Source organism: Pedobacter chinensis (assembly GCF_003339865.1).
In the GTDB taxonomy this organism is placed as follows: Bacteria; Bacteroidota; Bacteroidia; order Sphingobacteriales; family Sphingobacteriaceae; genus Pedobacter; species Pedobacter chinensis.
The window spans coordinates 116,034-131,326 of sequence record NZ_QPKV01000012.1 but is presented as its reverse complement, the minus strand read 5'-3'; the positions used below and the strand labels follow the sequence as shown (position 1 = coordinate 131,326).

The window sequence follows — 15,293 nt, the reverse complement described above, 5'->3', positions numbered from 1 at the left end:
AATTGGAATTGAACTTATCAAACGTTTGCAATCAGAAAATTGTGCTTGTTAAGTTTTGTCGTAAAAAATAAGGCCCTGAAATTCAATATTTCAGGGCCATTTATTTTTCCGTAGAGTCAATCCGCGGAAGTTCGAACTTTTATGAGCATTGTGAAGCAGTAGTAAATTTTGATAAAGTGGTCAATAACAAGATTGAGGGGCAGTATAGGAAAAAGAAAAAGTTGTAAGTGTTTCCCTCAATTAGCGTGATAATTCACATTTTATTCGGAATCAAAAGTCTGTCTGATACCAACTAAATTGCCTGTTTTTCGTAACTTTACTGATTAGAAGGTAAATTTATTTATAGCCTAAAATGCTTGTAAACCAATCTATAATATCAGACCTGAAAGCGATCATAGCTCAATCCAATGATAGGGCGGTGCGAGCTGTCGATCACCAAAGGACGCTAATGTACTGGCATATCGGCAAACGGATTTTTGAAGAAGAACAGCAGAGTAAAGACCGAGCAGATTATGGAAGTTTTTTGATCAAATACCTTTCAGAAAAGTTGCAACCTGAATTTGGAAGTGGCTTTTCTGTTCGTCAGATGAATCTCTATCGCCAATTTTATCGTACTTTTCCGATTGTGCATGCACTGCATGCACAATTGAGTTGGACACAGTATAAATTACTCCTTAGTGTTGACAATGAGGAAAAAAGAGAGTTTTATGTTGCTGAAACAAAAAAGAACAACTGGACGTCGCGGCAACTGGAAAGGCAGGTTTATAGTAATCTTTATGAGAGACTTTTATTAAGCAATGATAAAGAAAGTGTTTTAGCTGTTGCCAAAAACGAAAAACAGCCTGCTGATGCCAAAGAAATAATTAAGGATCCGATGCTTCTGGAATTTCTCGGATTAAAAAGGGAGTCCTCTTATTATGAAAAGGATTTAGAAAGTGCCATTATCACACATTTACAGGACTTTTTACTCGAACTGGGCAATGGATTCTCTTTCGTATCAAGGCAAAAGAGAATCCATATCGAGGGCGATGAATTTTTTGTAGATCTGGTATTTTATAACCGTTTGCTACAATGTTTTGTAATCATTGAAATCAAAACACATAAATTAACCCATCAAGATATCGGTCAGTTGCAAATGTATGTCAATTACTATGACCGCATTGAAAAACTATCTCATGAAAACCCAACTATTGGGATTTTGCTCTGTGCCGATAAAAATGATGCAGTTGTAAAATTTACCCTGCCTGACGAACAAAAACAAATTATTGCGAGCCAGTACAAACTTTATTTGCCAACAGAAAAGCAATTACTTGATGAGGTTAGCAAAGAGATGGAGAATTTTCAAAATGGTGAAAACCTTTAAGCCATATGCTGGTGATTTCGGCAATAGTAAACACGAGACAGTTCCAAACTGTGCACCTAAGGATTTGCCCATCTTGAGAATGGCGAACTAAGAAAAGGCTTCATCTAGTCTTAGCGTCTCGCTAAGTCTAAAAACAAAATTATGATCAAAATACCTTAAACAAAAAAAACCCATCTTTCGATGAGCTTTTAATCAGTAAAGTTAAGCTTCAGTAGGTCTAACTTTTATGATGACTGTGAAGCAGTGGTTAATTTTGAAAAAGTATTGAAGAATAAGGTTGAAGGATATTATCGGAAAAAAAAGGATTATAAAAGGAAATAGGGGTGAGTTCCTATTCATTTTTATTTAAGAGTAGAGACGTCGTAAAGAAAAATCAGAAAACGTAGGATGCAATCAGCAACCGCGCATACAGTTTTAAGTATTTTTTCCAATGGCTATCTCGCATTGTGAATTCGAGTTTTTACTTTTCCAAGTGTATATATGATGAGGTTTAACCCCAGTTCACCCGAAATAAACTTGTCCTAAATCATTGGTTCTTTTTGTAATAGCATTTGGTGGAAGGGGTTAGATAAATTGGTTTGTCCAGTTATGGATAAATTATACCAAGCCAAGTGTTTACGCACTTCAAACTCGAATGCCCAGTGCATTCCAAACCCCATTTGTCTCCAAATCAAAGCACTTTTCTATCTCGTCCACAGTTGCTTGGTATGGGTTCGGGAAGTCCTTTTTCATTTCCATATAGCCAAAAAGCGACCTTTTGGATAGAAGGTAGGTTATCGGCCCTCCCTTCTCATCATACAGTTTTTCAAGCCCCTTTTTGCTGCGATGATAACCGCTCAACCATTCAGCAAAAAGTGCAGGGTTACGCTTGAGCGGTCCAAAATATTTGATCAGAAAATCGATATGGATAATAGTAAGCGGCTTAATAGATTGGAAGCTGCCCTTCAGATTCTTGCTCCTTTGTTCAAAACCATCATTTAGATAGTGGTTCACCCCCGCGATATTCATATGGTGCTCCGAACAGATGATCACGGGATAGATGTTCATTTTTTCTGAGTGCTTGATACCGAGCTTTTCCCTAAGTTCAATATTGGGTTCTGAAAGATGGCCGAGCTGTCTGACGATCTGACCTACCCCTTTATCCTTTGCCCCATTTCCCTTATCCGAAAGGAACCGCTTGTCCAAAAATTCTTCGGTAAATGCCTTGTAATCCAAATTTTCGAAGGTATTTGGATGTAGATCGTTCATCTTCACCTCAAATACGAAAACATCACAGCTAGAAGCGCGGATGATAAAATCCTGATACTTTTCTGTGGAGATTAGCCGCTGACTCTTTTTGTGGAAAATTTCACCGAGAAGGCTTCCAACAAGGTATTTTTCAAAGAATTCCAGTGCAATATAGGCCTTAAAATTTTCGTAGGTTTTAAACTTGGACTGCAATTTTATAGAGCTGTGGCGATAGAAAGAGTACAGGAAACCGTTTTCAAGCGCATACTGGAAAAAGTTGTAGTCCAGAACGAGGATCTTTTCGGGTGTCAGGAACAGAAAAGGCTTGGTGACCACATCCATATTTAGCGAAACCTTTTCCTTACCAGCCAATTCCGTAGGGTCTGTCCCAAATTCCCTCATCAGCTTTTCCGGCCAAAGATGTGAAAGATCCAACATATGGTTGCCCCAGTTTTGGGGATGTATGGCCGATGCCAGTATAGCGAGGAAGAACTTGGCAAATGTCCAAGGGTTTTGAATCTTCATCTTCTCGCAGTACATATCCGCTTCTTCCCGTAGCAGTTCGTCACTATCAAGAAATTTGCTCAGGAAGAGGAATCTTCCAAAGGTATCAACTTTCATTACCCCCTTTGCCCTCAGATATCCCTGCTGCATCGTTTCCATCATGAAGATGCCTTCCAGTGATTCCAGTGCGATTCCCCTTGGCCTTCCGTAATAAAGATCGTTATAGACTAATATGGTCTTGAACAGGTTATGGGCAAACTCCAAGGGGTCGCTAGAAGCCGGCGTTTCAATCATCTTAAAGTTCTGGAGCAGATCCATAATCAGCAAACCAATCGGACCTTCGGCAAACCATCTTCTCTCATCCGTAAATAGTGGGCGAAATTCCGTGACCTGCTCGAAACCTAGGACGTCGCAAAAAACTGCCTCCCTGAGTATCTCTGGATCGATCATCCGGTTATCCATTTGCTGGAATAGCATGGCATTGATTTTAGAAAGCCTCATTAGTAATGTATCCGTTGAATAGCCCGATACAAAAGAAAGGGTGTCTTTGGGGATAGGCTCACAATATGCCTCTGCATAACCTGTTACATGGAGAAATTGCATAAAGTTTGCTTTTTTGCTGGTGTCCCAAATTTATTTTTTCGATGTGAACATTCCAAATGTCCGAAATTTGATATTGCTAAGAGCACGTAAACGAACCTTGTAAATTCCAATAATCTAGTTTTTTTTTATTTCATAGCGATCTTTTAGCCGTTATATAGTTGAAACAAATGTTCCAACATTATGAAATCAGCTTATCTATACGTCCGTGTAAGCACTGATGAACAAAAAAGAAGGGGCTATTCTCTGCCCGAACAGGAAGATCGATTGATCAAATACTGTGAATCGAACAATATCTGCGTAAAGGGTGTCTACCGGGAGGACTTCTCCGCCAAAGACTTCAACCGACCAGAATGGAAGAAGCTAGTTTCCGAATTGAGAAAGGGCAGGGGAAAGGAAGAAAACAATATCCTTTTCATCAAGTGGGACAGGTTCAGCCGTAATATCCAATATGCGTATGAAATGTTGGGCATCCTCAGAAAGCTCAATGTGTCTGCAATGGCCATCGATCAGCAGATAGACCTTTCCGTTCCCGAGAGCTCGGTGATGTTGGCCATCTATCTCTCAGTCCCAGAGGCGGAAAACACGAGACGTGCGATGAATACCTTAAATGGAATTAGAAAGGCCAAGGAGATGGGTCGGTATCCCAATAAAGCTCCTGTGGGATATGTGAACACGGCATCATTGGATGGCCGCAAGATCATATTGCCAAAACAGCCAGAAAGCGGGATTATAAGATGGGTGTTCCGTCAGCTTGCGAAGAATATCTATAAGATTGGGCACTTAAGTGAGATGGCGGTGAACAAAGGCCTGAGAAGTACACGTTCAAATTTTTCCAAACTTATCCGTAATCCAGTTTACTGTGGCTTGATACCGCTGAAGCTCGGGAATGGGGATATTGTTATGATAAAAGGAATACACGAACCACTGATACCAGAAGCACTTTTTTATGAAGTGCAGGATGTCATCAATACCAAAAGAAAGGTCAGTACGATAAGAACCAATTTCAGATCCACTTTTTTTCTTACAGGTTTTCTGGCCTGTCCGCTATGCGGCAAGAGACTTACCGGAAGTTTTTCTCAGGGCAATACGAGAAAGTATGCCTATTATCATTGTCGTAAGGGGTGTAAGGCACGGGTCAGGGCGGATAAGCTAAATGACAGTTATAGGGATCAGCTCCAGAAATTGCAGTTATCGGAAATGGTAGGTGAATTGTTCGTTGCCATTCTTGCAGATTGGAACGTGGATACGCAGAAGACGGGATTACTTTACGAAAGACAAGCACTTCGGCGTCAGTTAGTCGAGCAGGAGACAATGCTATCCAGAGCGAGGAAACTGTTTGTGGAGAACATATTTAAATACGACGACTATAGCGAAATGAAAAATGAATTTCGTAGGATTACTGGGGTTATAAAGAAGGAGCTTTGTGATGTTGCGACAAAACTGAAGATAATCGAAGAACAGAGAAAGCTTGACTTCCGGGCTTCAATAGATGTATTTAAGGGTTTTGATAGTCTAGATACTGCCGATAAAAAGCATTTGGTCAGCTTTTTTCCTCCAGTAGACATAGACTTAAATAACAGCGAGGTGTCTATTGGCTATAATGTTACGCTTTCAAAGGTAATAGTTCGTAAATAACATAATGGGAAAATTAGATGGATTTTATAGACAGAAAGGTTTCTGGTAGTAAGGCTATTGCATTGCTTGCCAAAAATGGATTAGAGGTTGATGATGAAGAGGCTATGGTAATAATGAGTTTTTTATACCTCGTTGCCAAGATCCATAACAGAAAAATAGTACGGGAGGATGTCGAGATCCGTAAGGAAAAGTCGAACAAGTCAAATAGTTACCTAGCATAGCCTTGATAGGTTTTTTTAGGCCCAAATTTGTTTTGGTATAGGTTAACTAGTTGGAAAATGTCGAACCGGTATTGGGGGAGGTGCAACTAATTGTAAGCTAGATTTTTAGGGGTATAAAAAAAGGAAACAACAAATATATGCTGTTTCCTTATGGTAGTCAATCCGCGGAAGTTCGAACTTTTATGAGCATTGCGAAGCGATAGTTGATTTTGAGAATTTGTTAAACAATAAGGTGGAAGGGCAGTATCGTAAAAAGAAATTACTATAAGTTTTACCAAGGAATTTATCATTTTGAAATCTATTCCAATAGCTTCTTCAATGAATTGTTTCGCCCATTTTTGTATTATCAAGAAACGACCGTTTTTTGATAGAAATTGAGATGAGTATTTGATAAACAGTTATAGAACTATTGTGTCTTTTCTAGCAGGCCAGCGATGAAGTAAAGTCTACAGTTGTTTCCTTTCAACCATCAAGAAAAAGGAAGAATACAAGTTATCCTATGAGAGATTTTTGGCTATATTGTAATCACCTACATTTATTGAAATGAAAAACGACAAAACATCACAAAACTACACGTTAAACAGACGTAATTTTGTTACTGGAATTATCCCGGTGATAGCTGGCGCAACAATACCATCCTGGGCTTCGGCGAAGGAGATTCAACAAACCAGAGAAGACAATGACTTTCCAGGACTTATTACGCGAGAGAAAAAGCCATTAAATATGGAGTTTCCATTTCCTACGTTAAAAAACAGGATTACTCCAAATAACCAGTTCTTCATCAGGAGTCATTTTAATATTCCCAATATTGATGCTACAAATTGGGAATTAGAGATTGGCGGCAACACCAATCATGTCATAAAGATCAATCTGAGCGAACTTAAAAAGCTTCCTGCAAAAAAGGTAATGGCTACTATAGAATGTGCCGGAAACGGACGTGCTAACCTCGCCCCAAAAGTGAAGGGTTTAGGATGGGAACAAGGTGGGATCAGCAATGCTGAATGGACAGGAGTACCTTTATCCGTATTGTTAAAGAAGGCTGGCATAAAGGTGGGTACGGTAGACATTATTTTGGAAGGGAATGATGAGGGGATGATTACAGAAGAGCCGAAATCACCAGGAAAAATCAAATTCGCCCGAAGCATTCCGTTAAATATAGCAATGCAGGATCACATCATCATCGCCTATGAAATGAATGGAAAACCATTGAGTGCTGAACATGGTTTCCCGGCAAGGGCAATTATTCCAGGATGGTATGGTATGGCATCTGTGAAATGGCTGATGAAAATTACTGCATCTGAAAAGCCGTTTGATGGCTATTGGCAGACGATTGAATATGCTTACTGGAAGCGTGTTGAAGGACTACCTACCTTGACGCCCGTAACCACTACATTGGTTAAGTCTGAAATATCAAGGCCGGTATTGTTTGAAGCGGTGCCGGCTGGAAAACCTTATCAAGTAAGGGGTGCAGGATGGTCAGGTGATAGTAACCTATCGAAAGTAGAAATAAGCACGGATAAAGGAAATTCATGGCAACCAGCAAAATTAATTGGTCCTGCTATCCCTTTCGCCTGGCAGCTATTTGAATTTGAATGGGTGGTTCCTGCTAAGACTGGAAGATATAGTTTAATGGCTAGAGCGACAGATCAAAATGGCAAAACGCAACCCATGGAGCATGATTTAGACAGAAGAACTTACATGGTTAATTTTATCTCGCCAATTGATGTAGATGTAATATAGCTCAATAAGAACAAATTTCAGGATCTTGCGGTTATCGCATAAGGCTTGTTTGGCATAAACAGTTTATCACAATTAATATTCTACATCAAACCATGATCAGATTCACGTCTATACTTCTACTATTTGCTAGTTTCTCTGCACGAGCACAACATGAACACATGCAAATGGCAACTAAAAAAAATGTCTTCCTTGGGCAAATGGCTCATATGATGATGAAGATGGATGAAATATCAGCTACCACATCTGCAGACAGAGATTTCATACAAATGATGATCCCACATCACCAGGGTGCTATTGATATGGCAGAAGAAGAGATTAAGACCGGAAAAAATAAAGAAATGATTCAGCTAGCTAAAAGTATCAAAGCTGAGCAACAAACCCAGATTCAGCAAATGCGACTCCTGCTCAGCCATCCTGAAGGATTTATCGCTACAGGCAACCAACATCAAAACGCCAACCAGAAGATGATGAAAGTGATGATGGAACAAATGCCTGAAGAAAAACAATTGTCTGATACTGATCTGTCCTTTGCAAGGATAATGCTTCCTCACCATCAGGCTGCCATCGACATGGCTAAAGTTGAGTTGCGGTATGGAAAAAATAAAAATGTAAAAAGACTGGCCGAGAATATTATCTCAGATGAACAGATAGAAATCCAACAAATGAAGACATTTACAAACTCCCATTAACATATGAAAAAGATATCCTTGTTTACGCTATTAATATTCAGTTTTGCCCTACAATCAAAAGCACAATCAATCTATGCCCAAGACAGGGTTTATACAGGCAATCAGATATCTAATACGGTTTCTGTCTTAGATCCCTCAACACAAACGCTATTAGGAAATATTGTTCTTGGTAAACCCCAACCTGATATCTTAAGTCCTCTATATAAGGGACAGGCCCTGGTTCATGGCCTGGGTTATTCCCCTAAAAGGCAATTACTAGCAGCGGTTTCCATTGGATCAAATTCAGTAACCTTTATTTCAACAGCAAAAAATAAAGTTTTAAAAACTGTTTATATCGGACGTTCACCGCATGAGGCAACCTTTAACCCTTCAGGATCACAGGCATGGATATCGGTAAGAGGAGAATCGTATATCAGCGTAATTGATGCAAATAAACTGATTGAAATCAAGCAAATTCCAGTAGCCGACGGCCCGGGAATGGTTGCTTTTACTCCAGATGGAAAATGGGCTTATATTTGTTCCAGCTTTACTGCAGAAGTGGATGTAGTGAATGCAACTTCTTATGCTATTGTAAAGCGTATTCCAGTAGTTAGTCCATTTTCTCCAAATATATTCTGTAGTCCTGATGGGAAATGGATTGCATTGACACATAAGGATGTAGGGAAGATCACTGTCATCAGCACGGAGACAAATACGATACATACAGTACTAAATACAGGTCCAATTACCAACCATGTCACTTTTACTTTAGTTAATGATTCACCTGTGATGCTGGCAACCATTGGCGGAGAAAACAGCTTAAAAGTATTTAGTGTTTCACAAGATTTCAAGCTTACTGATAGCGTCGCGACAGGATCATTGCCACATGGCGTCTGGACTTCGGCAGATGGTAAATTTGCATATGTCGGATTAGAAAATGATGACCAGGTACAAGTGGTTGATCTGGTAAAAATGGCCGTTGTAAAAACCATTGCTATTGGACAATGTCCGCAAGCATTGTTGTACGCCGCTAATGCCAGCCCTGCAAATGCCTCAAAAGAAAATTTAACCCCGCTTAATCTTGCAGACAAAAGTCAGGTGATTAAATTGATGAATAAGGATAATTCAATGTCATCAGGCATGCTAAACGTAAGAAGCGTAGGCTTGACTGATCTTGTCCAACAGGACTTTAAAAAACTCGAGCCAAATACTTCGTATACTTTAGCGTTAACCAACTCCTCAAATGATACGTTTAACGCAGATTATGTCATCAATTCTTTTAAGACCGATGAAAAAGGAGCTTTTAGCGGTCAATCCTCGGGGATAATTAAGAGTGTAGGAACAGGTGGCGCCGATTATAAACATGTGGTTCTTATTGATGATCTTTCAAAAAAGCTGGTGATGATCAGTAACTAATGTATTTTAAACCAAAGATATAACTGCCCATAATGCAGCACTTGAAATTACTATCCATAAAATTACGCCTTGTAACAGTGGCATTATCCCCACTGCTTTCAAGATAGTAAATGAGAGTCCGCTTCCTATCAGGAACAAGGTTAAAGTTAAGCCTGCTTTTGCTAATGCTACAAAGTAGGGCGCAAAAGGCTTAATAAAAGGTAAGTAGGTGTTGGCGATCATTGCCAGGATAAATAGCCCTATAAAATAGGGTATACTAACTTTGCTATTGTTGCTTTTGAACAGGAAAGATGTACCAAACGCTACGGGAACAATCCATAGTGCTCTGGCTAACTTAACAGTTGTGGCTATCTGTAGTGCTTGTTCACCATATTTACTGGCTGCCCCAACAACAGAACTGGTATCGTGAATAGCAATGGCACACCACATACCAAATTGTGACTGTGACAAGTTAAGCGCATGTCCGATAGCGGGGAAAAGAAATAAGGCCACCGAGTTGAGTATAAAAACAGTACCCATTGCAACGGAGATCTGTTTTTCTTCTGCGTTCATTACAGGCGACAATGCAGCAATAGCACTTCCACCACAGATCGCCGTTCCAGCTGATATCAAAAAAGATGTTTTACGTTCTATTTTAAATACTTTTCCCAGGATAAAACCAATGATAAGCACTCCGAAAATAGAAACTACGGTAAACAGTACGCCTTCTTTTCCTGCTTTCATTGCACTGAATACATTCATTCCAAATCCTAGCCCGACAACAGAAATTTTTAGCAGCAGGTTTGTGGCCTTGTGATTTAAATGCAGATAGGGATGTTCCATTAGTTGCGCCAATACTAATCCTAGCAATAAGGCTAAAGGAGGCGACATAAATGGAAAGAGGCACAGCAAAACTGCCAGGATGAAGATAATTTTACGGGTGTTTAAATTTAAGTTTAGCAGGTTACCCGCCTTTATTTTAGAAGAATTTGAATTGTCTTTGATTTGTGTCATAATTTTGATTGTCTTTATTTTCTAATTCAAAGATCCATAACTAATAAACCCCGATCAAATCATTAAAACTTATCTTCCATAACTTCATGTTATAGAAGATAAGTTTTTAGACATTATTTATTCCCAACCCCATTTTTTGAAAATGAGATGTCCTTTATCGGATTGCATAAACTTGATAAAATCCTCAGTTTCCGACTTATGCGTACCAGTGCTACCCCTCACTACAGGTGTACCTCTATAGACTGTTTGTGTAACAGGAATCCTAACCATTGAGGTGAGGTCTGGTAAACGGTTATGCCAGGAGCCAAATGTTATCCAGGCATCATATTGAGGATCATTTTTCCATGCAGCAATACCCAATGCCGAATTTGCAAATGTACCTGCTATACGCTGCTGTATGTTTGCAATCAGATCTTGTCGACCTGCCAAATCTTCCCAAAGCCCCATTTGCCCAGCCCCATTCACATCAAGAATTTTCACACCTGGTTTACAGAGATCGCCCAGATTTTTGATGTTTTTAGGATTGCCGGGCCGTACCAGGATCGCTGCCGCACGTTTATATAACTCTGTCCGAGAGTTCGCCACTATCATGTTTGGGTGGTCAGACATGAATTTTGAAAGCATGTATTCTGCTCCTCCAAAGAACAGATCTGCATGTTTCATTGCATCCGGCATCCATTCATTATCTGGCCCGGCAGTGACTTTAATTACGATATCATGCTGCTTTCCAAAAACCTTCGCACATTCATTGATCGGTCCGAGCGGCCCACCGGGACCATAGACATATAAAGTATCGTTTGGGATTTGTGCATTCCCAATGGTCACTACAGCAACGACTGACAATATGGTTAAAAATATATTTTTCATTGTGTTTATGTTTAAGGTAAATCAAAACCAAACTTTTTGTAGATGGCAGCAGCCTGCGGACTGATCAAAAAATCCATAAAATCTTTTGCAGCGGCCGGATGTGGCGCATCTTTTAACTGTCCCGCTATATATTGCGCATGGATATTCTCTTTTTCAGGAATTTCAATGAGCTCAACAGGATGGCCAATCATTTTCTGATAGTAGGCCTCAGTATACCATACTGGAGCGGCGTCACTTTCGTTGTATAGGATCCTCATTGGTGATTGGCGATGATGGATCATGGTAAGATAAGTAGTCTTATCTTTAACTTTATCTTCCATGATGGTAGATTTTAATGTTTCCCCTCCAGCTTTCACATAGGCTTCTTCAATACGTTTACCGATCCCTTCATTCTCTGGATTGGGCATACTGATCCTCAGCTCTTTATTTGCTAAATCTTTGAGTGACTTCAATGCCTTCGGATTTCCCTTTTGGACCATGATTGCCAACCTGTTTCTAGCATATAAAGTCGTTTTGCTAAACCATTCAGGGGTCATGTCTATCCGGTTCTTACCAGCTGTATAAACATCCGGCTTTAAGGTAATTCTCATGTTGCCCACCACAATGCTACCGGTTTTTATTTGTTGGGCTAAAATGCCTGGGGGAAGCGTTTCGGCAAATACCCGCTGATAATGTGGATATGACTTTTTAAAGGCTGCAATTAATTCGTCAATGCACATAAACTGGTTACCGGCAAAGAAAACCACCAGTTGGGGATCATTAATGTCTCCAAAAAGATCAGGCACATTGTCTACTCCAGGTACTGTGAACTGAACTTTACTTTCAGGTGGAGTATTCCAGGGCGGATCAAAGCGATGATCCTGGGCCTTAACATTTCCACAAAGCAATAAAAATGCAACTGTGGCTAAAAAGGTGTGATTTATATATTTCATGATTTTCTAATTATTTGGTTTAAGGATGTACAACTGCCCATCCCTGATATTGACGGATGATGATTTCACCATTGCCGCTGGGTACATAACTGATAAAATCAAATAAGGTATTTTTTTCGATTTTCCTTTCTCTGACGGTATTTTCACATTGTGCAAGAATTACTCCTCTGGATTGCAGTTCTAACAATGTTTTTTCAAAAGATCCGTTCTTCTGGTAAACAGCTACGCCATCTCCAAAGGCAATAAGTTCTGCATTGATTTTCCCTTTTAACCTGGGATCGTCGAGTGCATTTTTTAGGTTTCGAAGTGTTCCTGCAATCTTTTTCTCATCACCGTTATTGATTACATACAGTGCCTTATAATTTTTCAGGGTGGCTTTTGCCCCTGTAAAATTAGCAGGTGTAGCTTGGGCAAAAGTGGCCGAGGTTGCTGCGATCAGCAAAAATAATGTACAGATTAAGGTTATTTTTTTCATGATTTTAGATTTTGATGATTTATTTAGTTGTTAGTTTTACTTGTTTTTCGGAGGTTACAATTGGTGCAAATGGACCATACTTATGTTGATTTTCAGAAAATTTGTCGGCATATGGTCCGTATGGCGCATCAAAAGGTTTTTTTAACAAATCAGGGTAATCTTTTCCCTGATCTTTATGTGGTCTTGGCTGTGAGTTCACAAAAGCAGCGAGATCCCAGGCCTCCTCATCACTTAACTGCGCATCTCCATATCTGGCACCATATGGCATATTGTTCTTTACGAACCCCGCAAAGTTACTGAGTCTATACATCCCTGCGCCATCATTGTAGCTGTGTTTGCCCCATAATGGCGGATAAACATAAGTTAGTTTGTCTTCATCGAGTATTCCCTCACCATTTGCACCATGACAACTTTGACATTTACTGGTATATAAAATCGCTCCATGTTTGACATTCGCTGCCCTATCCAGGAATTTTAATTTTTCGGTTCCCGTTCCAAACACTTTCTCCCCTTTTTTTACACCTGTTCCAAGCCATTTCATATAAGCCAGCATTGCCTGTATCTCTTTACTAGATTCGTCTGGTACTTTGCCTGCAAGACTTCGATTGAAGCACTCTGCAATACGTGCCGATGCAGGTTCAACCTTTCCTGATCTGCCACTCATTTTAGGAAAACTGGAAATAAAACCAGCATAATTATTTCCGAACAGTTTGGTTCCACCCTCGAGGTGACAATTCTGACAATTCATACCATTTGTAATACGGGCTATGGATCCATTTGGCCCAAAATATTTGCTCGTATGTGCTATTAATTCTTTGCCATACCTGATCATCTGGCCGTACTTGGTGTCCGCCGGAATCGTATTTTCATCAGGCGCTTTCCAGGCATCAGCAGGTACAACCTGGCTTTTGACGTTAACAGCAGCTATACCGGTTTCCACATCCTGTTTGGTTTTTGCTGTCACTACATCTGGCTGCCCATTAAAAAATAAAGTGCAGATGAAAATGGTTCCACAAGCAACAAATAGAAACGCAATGATAGCCGTTGTCCTGGCTGTATATATAAGTGCTTGTCTGATTTCTTTTTCTGTTGATTCCTTATTCATAACCAATATTTTTCTGTTACAAATGTGCATTTATTCTACTCATCAGAAAAAGCATAAAAAGTTATTGATGATAACGTAAGGTTATGATGTCAGTACCCGTTGAAACAAATTGTTTGTATCTTAGGTTATCTACTAAAACCGTGTATGATAGATTTCCGTTTGCAAGTATTTTATGCTGTCGCTAAAAGGCTGAATTTTACAAAGGCCTCGGCAGAGTTATTTATCAGTCAGCCTGCTGTAACCAAACACATTAAAGAATTAGAGCAGGAGTTCAAAATGTCATTATTTGAACGCAGTGGAAACAAAAAAATCAGCCTCACCCCAGCCGGCGAATTATTGTTGCATTACGCAGAACAGATTTTTGGAACTTACCGGGAACTGGAATATGATATGAATCTACTTACTAAACAGCATAAAGGAATATTGAGGATTGGTGCCAGCAGTACTGTGGCACAATATATCATTCCACCTGTATTGGCACAGTTTCACAATAAGTTTAAGGATATACAAATTCAACTGGTTACCGGAAACACAGAAGATGTAGAGCAGCGTTTGATTGCTAAGGAAATAGATTTTGGAATCATTGAAGGCATCTCCCGGAACCCACAGATTAAATACGAACAATATCTAAAAGACGAGCTGGTGCTGGTGTGTTCTGGTCACAATTATGCCATGAAAAAGGAAATGATCAAACCGAATGAGTTGAAGGATTATGATTTATTACTTCGTGAACCTGGTTCTGGTACACTAGATGTTATTGCATATGCTTTAAAAGCACACCAGATAAAGGTGGGGGACTTAAATATAGAAATGCAGTTAGGTAGTACCGAAAGCATTAAATCCTATTTGATTCACAGCAAATGCCTGGCTTTTTTATCTATCCACTCCATATTGAAAGAGCTCAAGAATAATGAATGCCGCATCATAGATATCAAGGATATGGTTATCGAAAGGCCGTTTCATTTCATTCAGCTTCATGGTCAGCAGGACGCTCTGGCGGAACTATTTATGCGCTTCGCTAAAAGCTACAACTATAATGTATAGTGTTACCGAAATTTCGAGGCAATATCAGCCAGCTAAAGTGCTGCTGCTCTTTGTTTCTGAAGCTCCTGGAGGTGACGATAAACATTTTTACCTGGGAAATACTAATCTGTTTCGAACAATTTATCTTGCATTTAGTGAGGTATTTGGCGATTTTAAATCTGTAGAAGATTTTTTGCAGTTCTTTAAAGGCACGGGATGCTTTTTGGAACATCTAACTTGTACACCTATTGATAAATCGTCAGTTAAAATCAGAAAAAACCAGAGGCAGGGGGGAATAGAGCAATTAGCTCATAAAATCAGAACATATCAACCCCGATTAATCATGATCCTAATGAAAAGCATTGAACAAGAGGTTAAAGAATCTATTGACCTATCAGGCTTATCGTTTATCGAAGAAATTGCAGTTACCTGCTATCCTGCCGGCACTGAATCAAACAGGCTTACTTGCATCCGGGATACCAGGGTTATCATCTCCAAACTGGCATCGATATTGACATAAC

General features: G+C 39.7%; 13 protein-coding genes. 7 read left to right on the top strand and 6 right to left on the bottom strand.

Going from position 1 to position 15,293, the window contains the following annotated elements:
* Nucleotides 1-352 precede the first annotated feature (352 nt).
* Nucleotides 353-1,363: a PDDEXK nuclease domain-containing protein gene (locus DU508_RS20945; RefSeq protein WP_115404622.1), complete on the top strand. Its 1,011-nt coding sequence runs from the start codon at nt 353-355 to the stop codon at nt 1,361-1,363.
* A 624-nt stretch (nt 1,364-1,987) separates the two neighbouring features.
* On the opposite strand, the gene DU508_RS20940 is transcribed toward DU508_RS20945, so the two are convergent.
* The gene (locus DU508_RS20940) at nt 1,988-3,697 is read right to left on the bottom strand and encodes a hypothetical protein (RefSeq protein WP_115404621.1); all 1,710 of its coding nucleotides are present in this window, start codon (nt 3,695-3,697) and stop codon (nt 1,988-1,990) included.
* A gap of 180 nt (nt 3,698-3,877) precedes the next feature.
* On the opposite strand from DU508_RS20940, the gene DU508_RS20935 reads away from it, so the two are divergent.
* From DU508_RS20935 to DU508_RS20915, 4 genes are all read left to right on the top strand, one after another.
* On the top strand, nt 3,878-5,332 hold the full coding sequence (locus DU508_RS20935) for a recombinase family protein (RefSeq protein ID WP_115404620.1): 1,455 nt from the start codon (nt 3,878-3,880) through the stop codon (nt 5,330-5,332).
* A gap of 764 nt (nt 5,333-6,096) precedes the next feature.
* Nucleotides 6,097-7,293: a sulfite oxidase gene (locus tag DU508_RS20925; protein ID WP_008245487.1), complete on the top strand. Its 1,197-nt coding sequence runs from the start codon at nt 6,097-6,099 to the stop codon at nt 7,291-7,293.
* A 92-nt stretch (nt 7,294-7,385) separates the two neighbouring features.
* Nucleotides 7,386-7,982, top strand: coding sequence for a DUF305 domain-containing protein (locus DU508_RS20920; protein WP_082489588.1), 597 nt, complete (start codon nt 7,386-7,388; stop codon nt 7,980-7,982).
* A gap of 3 nt (nt 7,983-7,985) precedes the next feature.
* Entirely contained in the window at nt 7,986-9,377 is a 1,392-nt protein-coding gene (locus DU508_RS20915; protein ID WP_056095402.1) for a beta-propeller fold lactonase family protein, read from the top strand.
* A gap of 6 nt (nt 9,378-9,383) precedes the next feature.
* Here the strand turns inward: DU508_RS20915 and DU508_RS20910 are convergent, their stop codons facing one another.
* From DU508_RS20910 to DU508_RS20890, 5 genes are all read right to left on the bottom strand, one after another.
* Nucleotides 9,384-10,370 carry a YeiH family protein gene (locus tag DU508_RS20910; protein ID WP_008245480.1) on the bottom strand — a complete coding sequence of 329 codons (987 nt, stop codon included), beginning with the start codon at nt 10,368-10,370 and terminating at the stop codon, nt 9,384-9,386.
* A 117-nt stretch (nt 10,371-10,487) separates the two neighbouring features.
* The gene (locus DU508_RS20905) at nt 10,488-11,237 is read right to left on the bottom strand and encodes a substrate-binding domain-containing protein (RefSeq protein ID WP_008245473.1); all 750 of its coding nucleotides are present in this window, start codon (nt 11,235-11,237) and stop codon (nt 10,488-10,490) included.
* A gap of 11 nt (nt 11,238-11,248) precedes the next feature.
* Complete coding sequence (locus DU508_RS20900) at nt 11,249-12,169, bottom strand: molybdate ABC transporter substrate-binding protein (protein ID WP_056870676.1); 921 nt, start codon at nt 12,167-12,169, stop codon at nt 11,249-11,251.
* Between the two features lie 19 nt (nt 12,170-12,188).
* Nucleotides 12,189-12,644, bottom strand: a complete 456-nt coding sequence (locus DU508_RS20895) for a DsrE family protein (RefSeq protein WP_008245470.1) — start codon at nt 12,642-12,644, stop codon at nt 12,189-12,191.
* A gap of 19 nt (nt 12,645-12,663) precedes the next feature.
* A complete protein-coding gene (locus tag DU508_RS20890; protein WP_082491480.1) occupies nt 12,664-13,749 on the bottom strand; it encodes a c-type cytochrome in 1,086 nt (361 codons plus the stop codon).
* Between the two features lie 144 nt (nt 13,750-13,893).
* Here DU508_RS20890 and DU508_RS20885 point away from each other — a divergent pair, with 144 nt between their 5' ends.
* The gene (locus tag DU508_RS20885; RefSeq protein ID WP_056095397.1) at nt 13,894-14,793 is read left to right on the top strand and encodes a LysR family transcriptional regulator; all 900 of its coding nucleotides are present in this window, start codon (nt 13,894-13,896) and stop codon (nt 14,791-14,793) included.
* The gene (locus DU508_RS20880) at nt 14,786-15,292 is read left to right on the top strand and encodes a hypothetical protein (RefSeq protein WP_056095394.1); all 507 of its coding nucleotides are present in this window, start codon (nt 14,786-14,788) and stop codon (nt 15,290-15,292) included. The genes DU508_RS20885 and DU508_RS20880 overlap by 8 nt, the downstream gene beginning before the upstream one ends.
* The last annotated feature ends 1 nt before the right edge of the window (nt 15,293 follow it).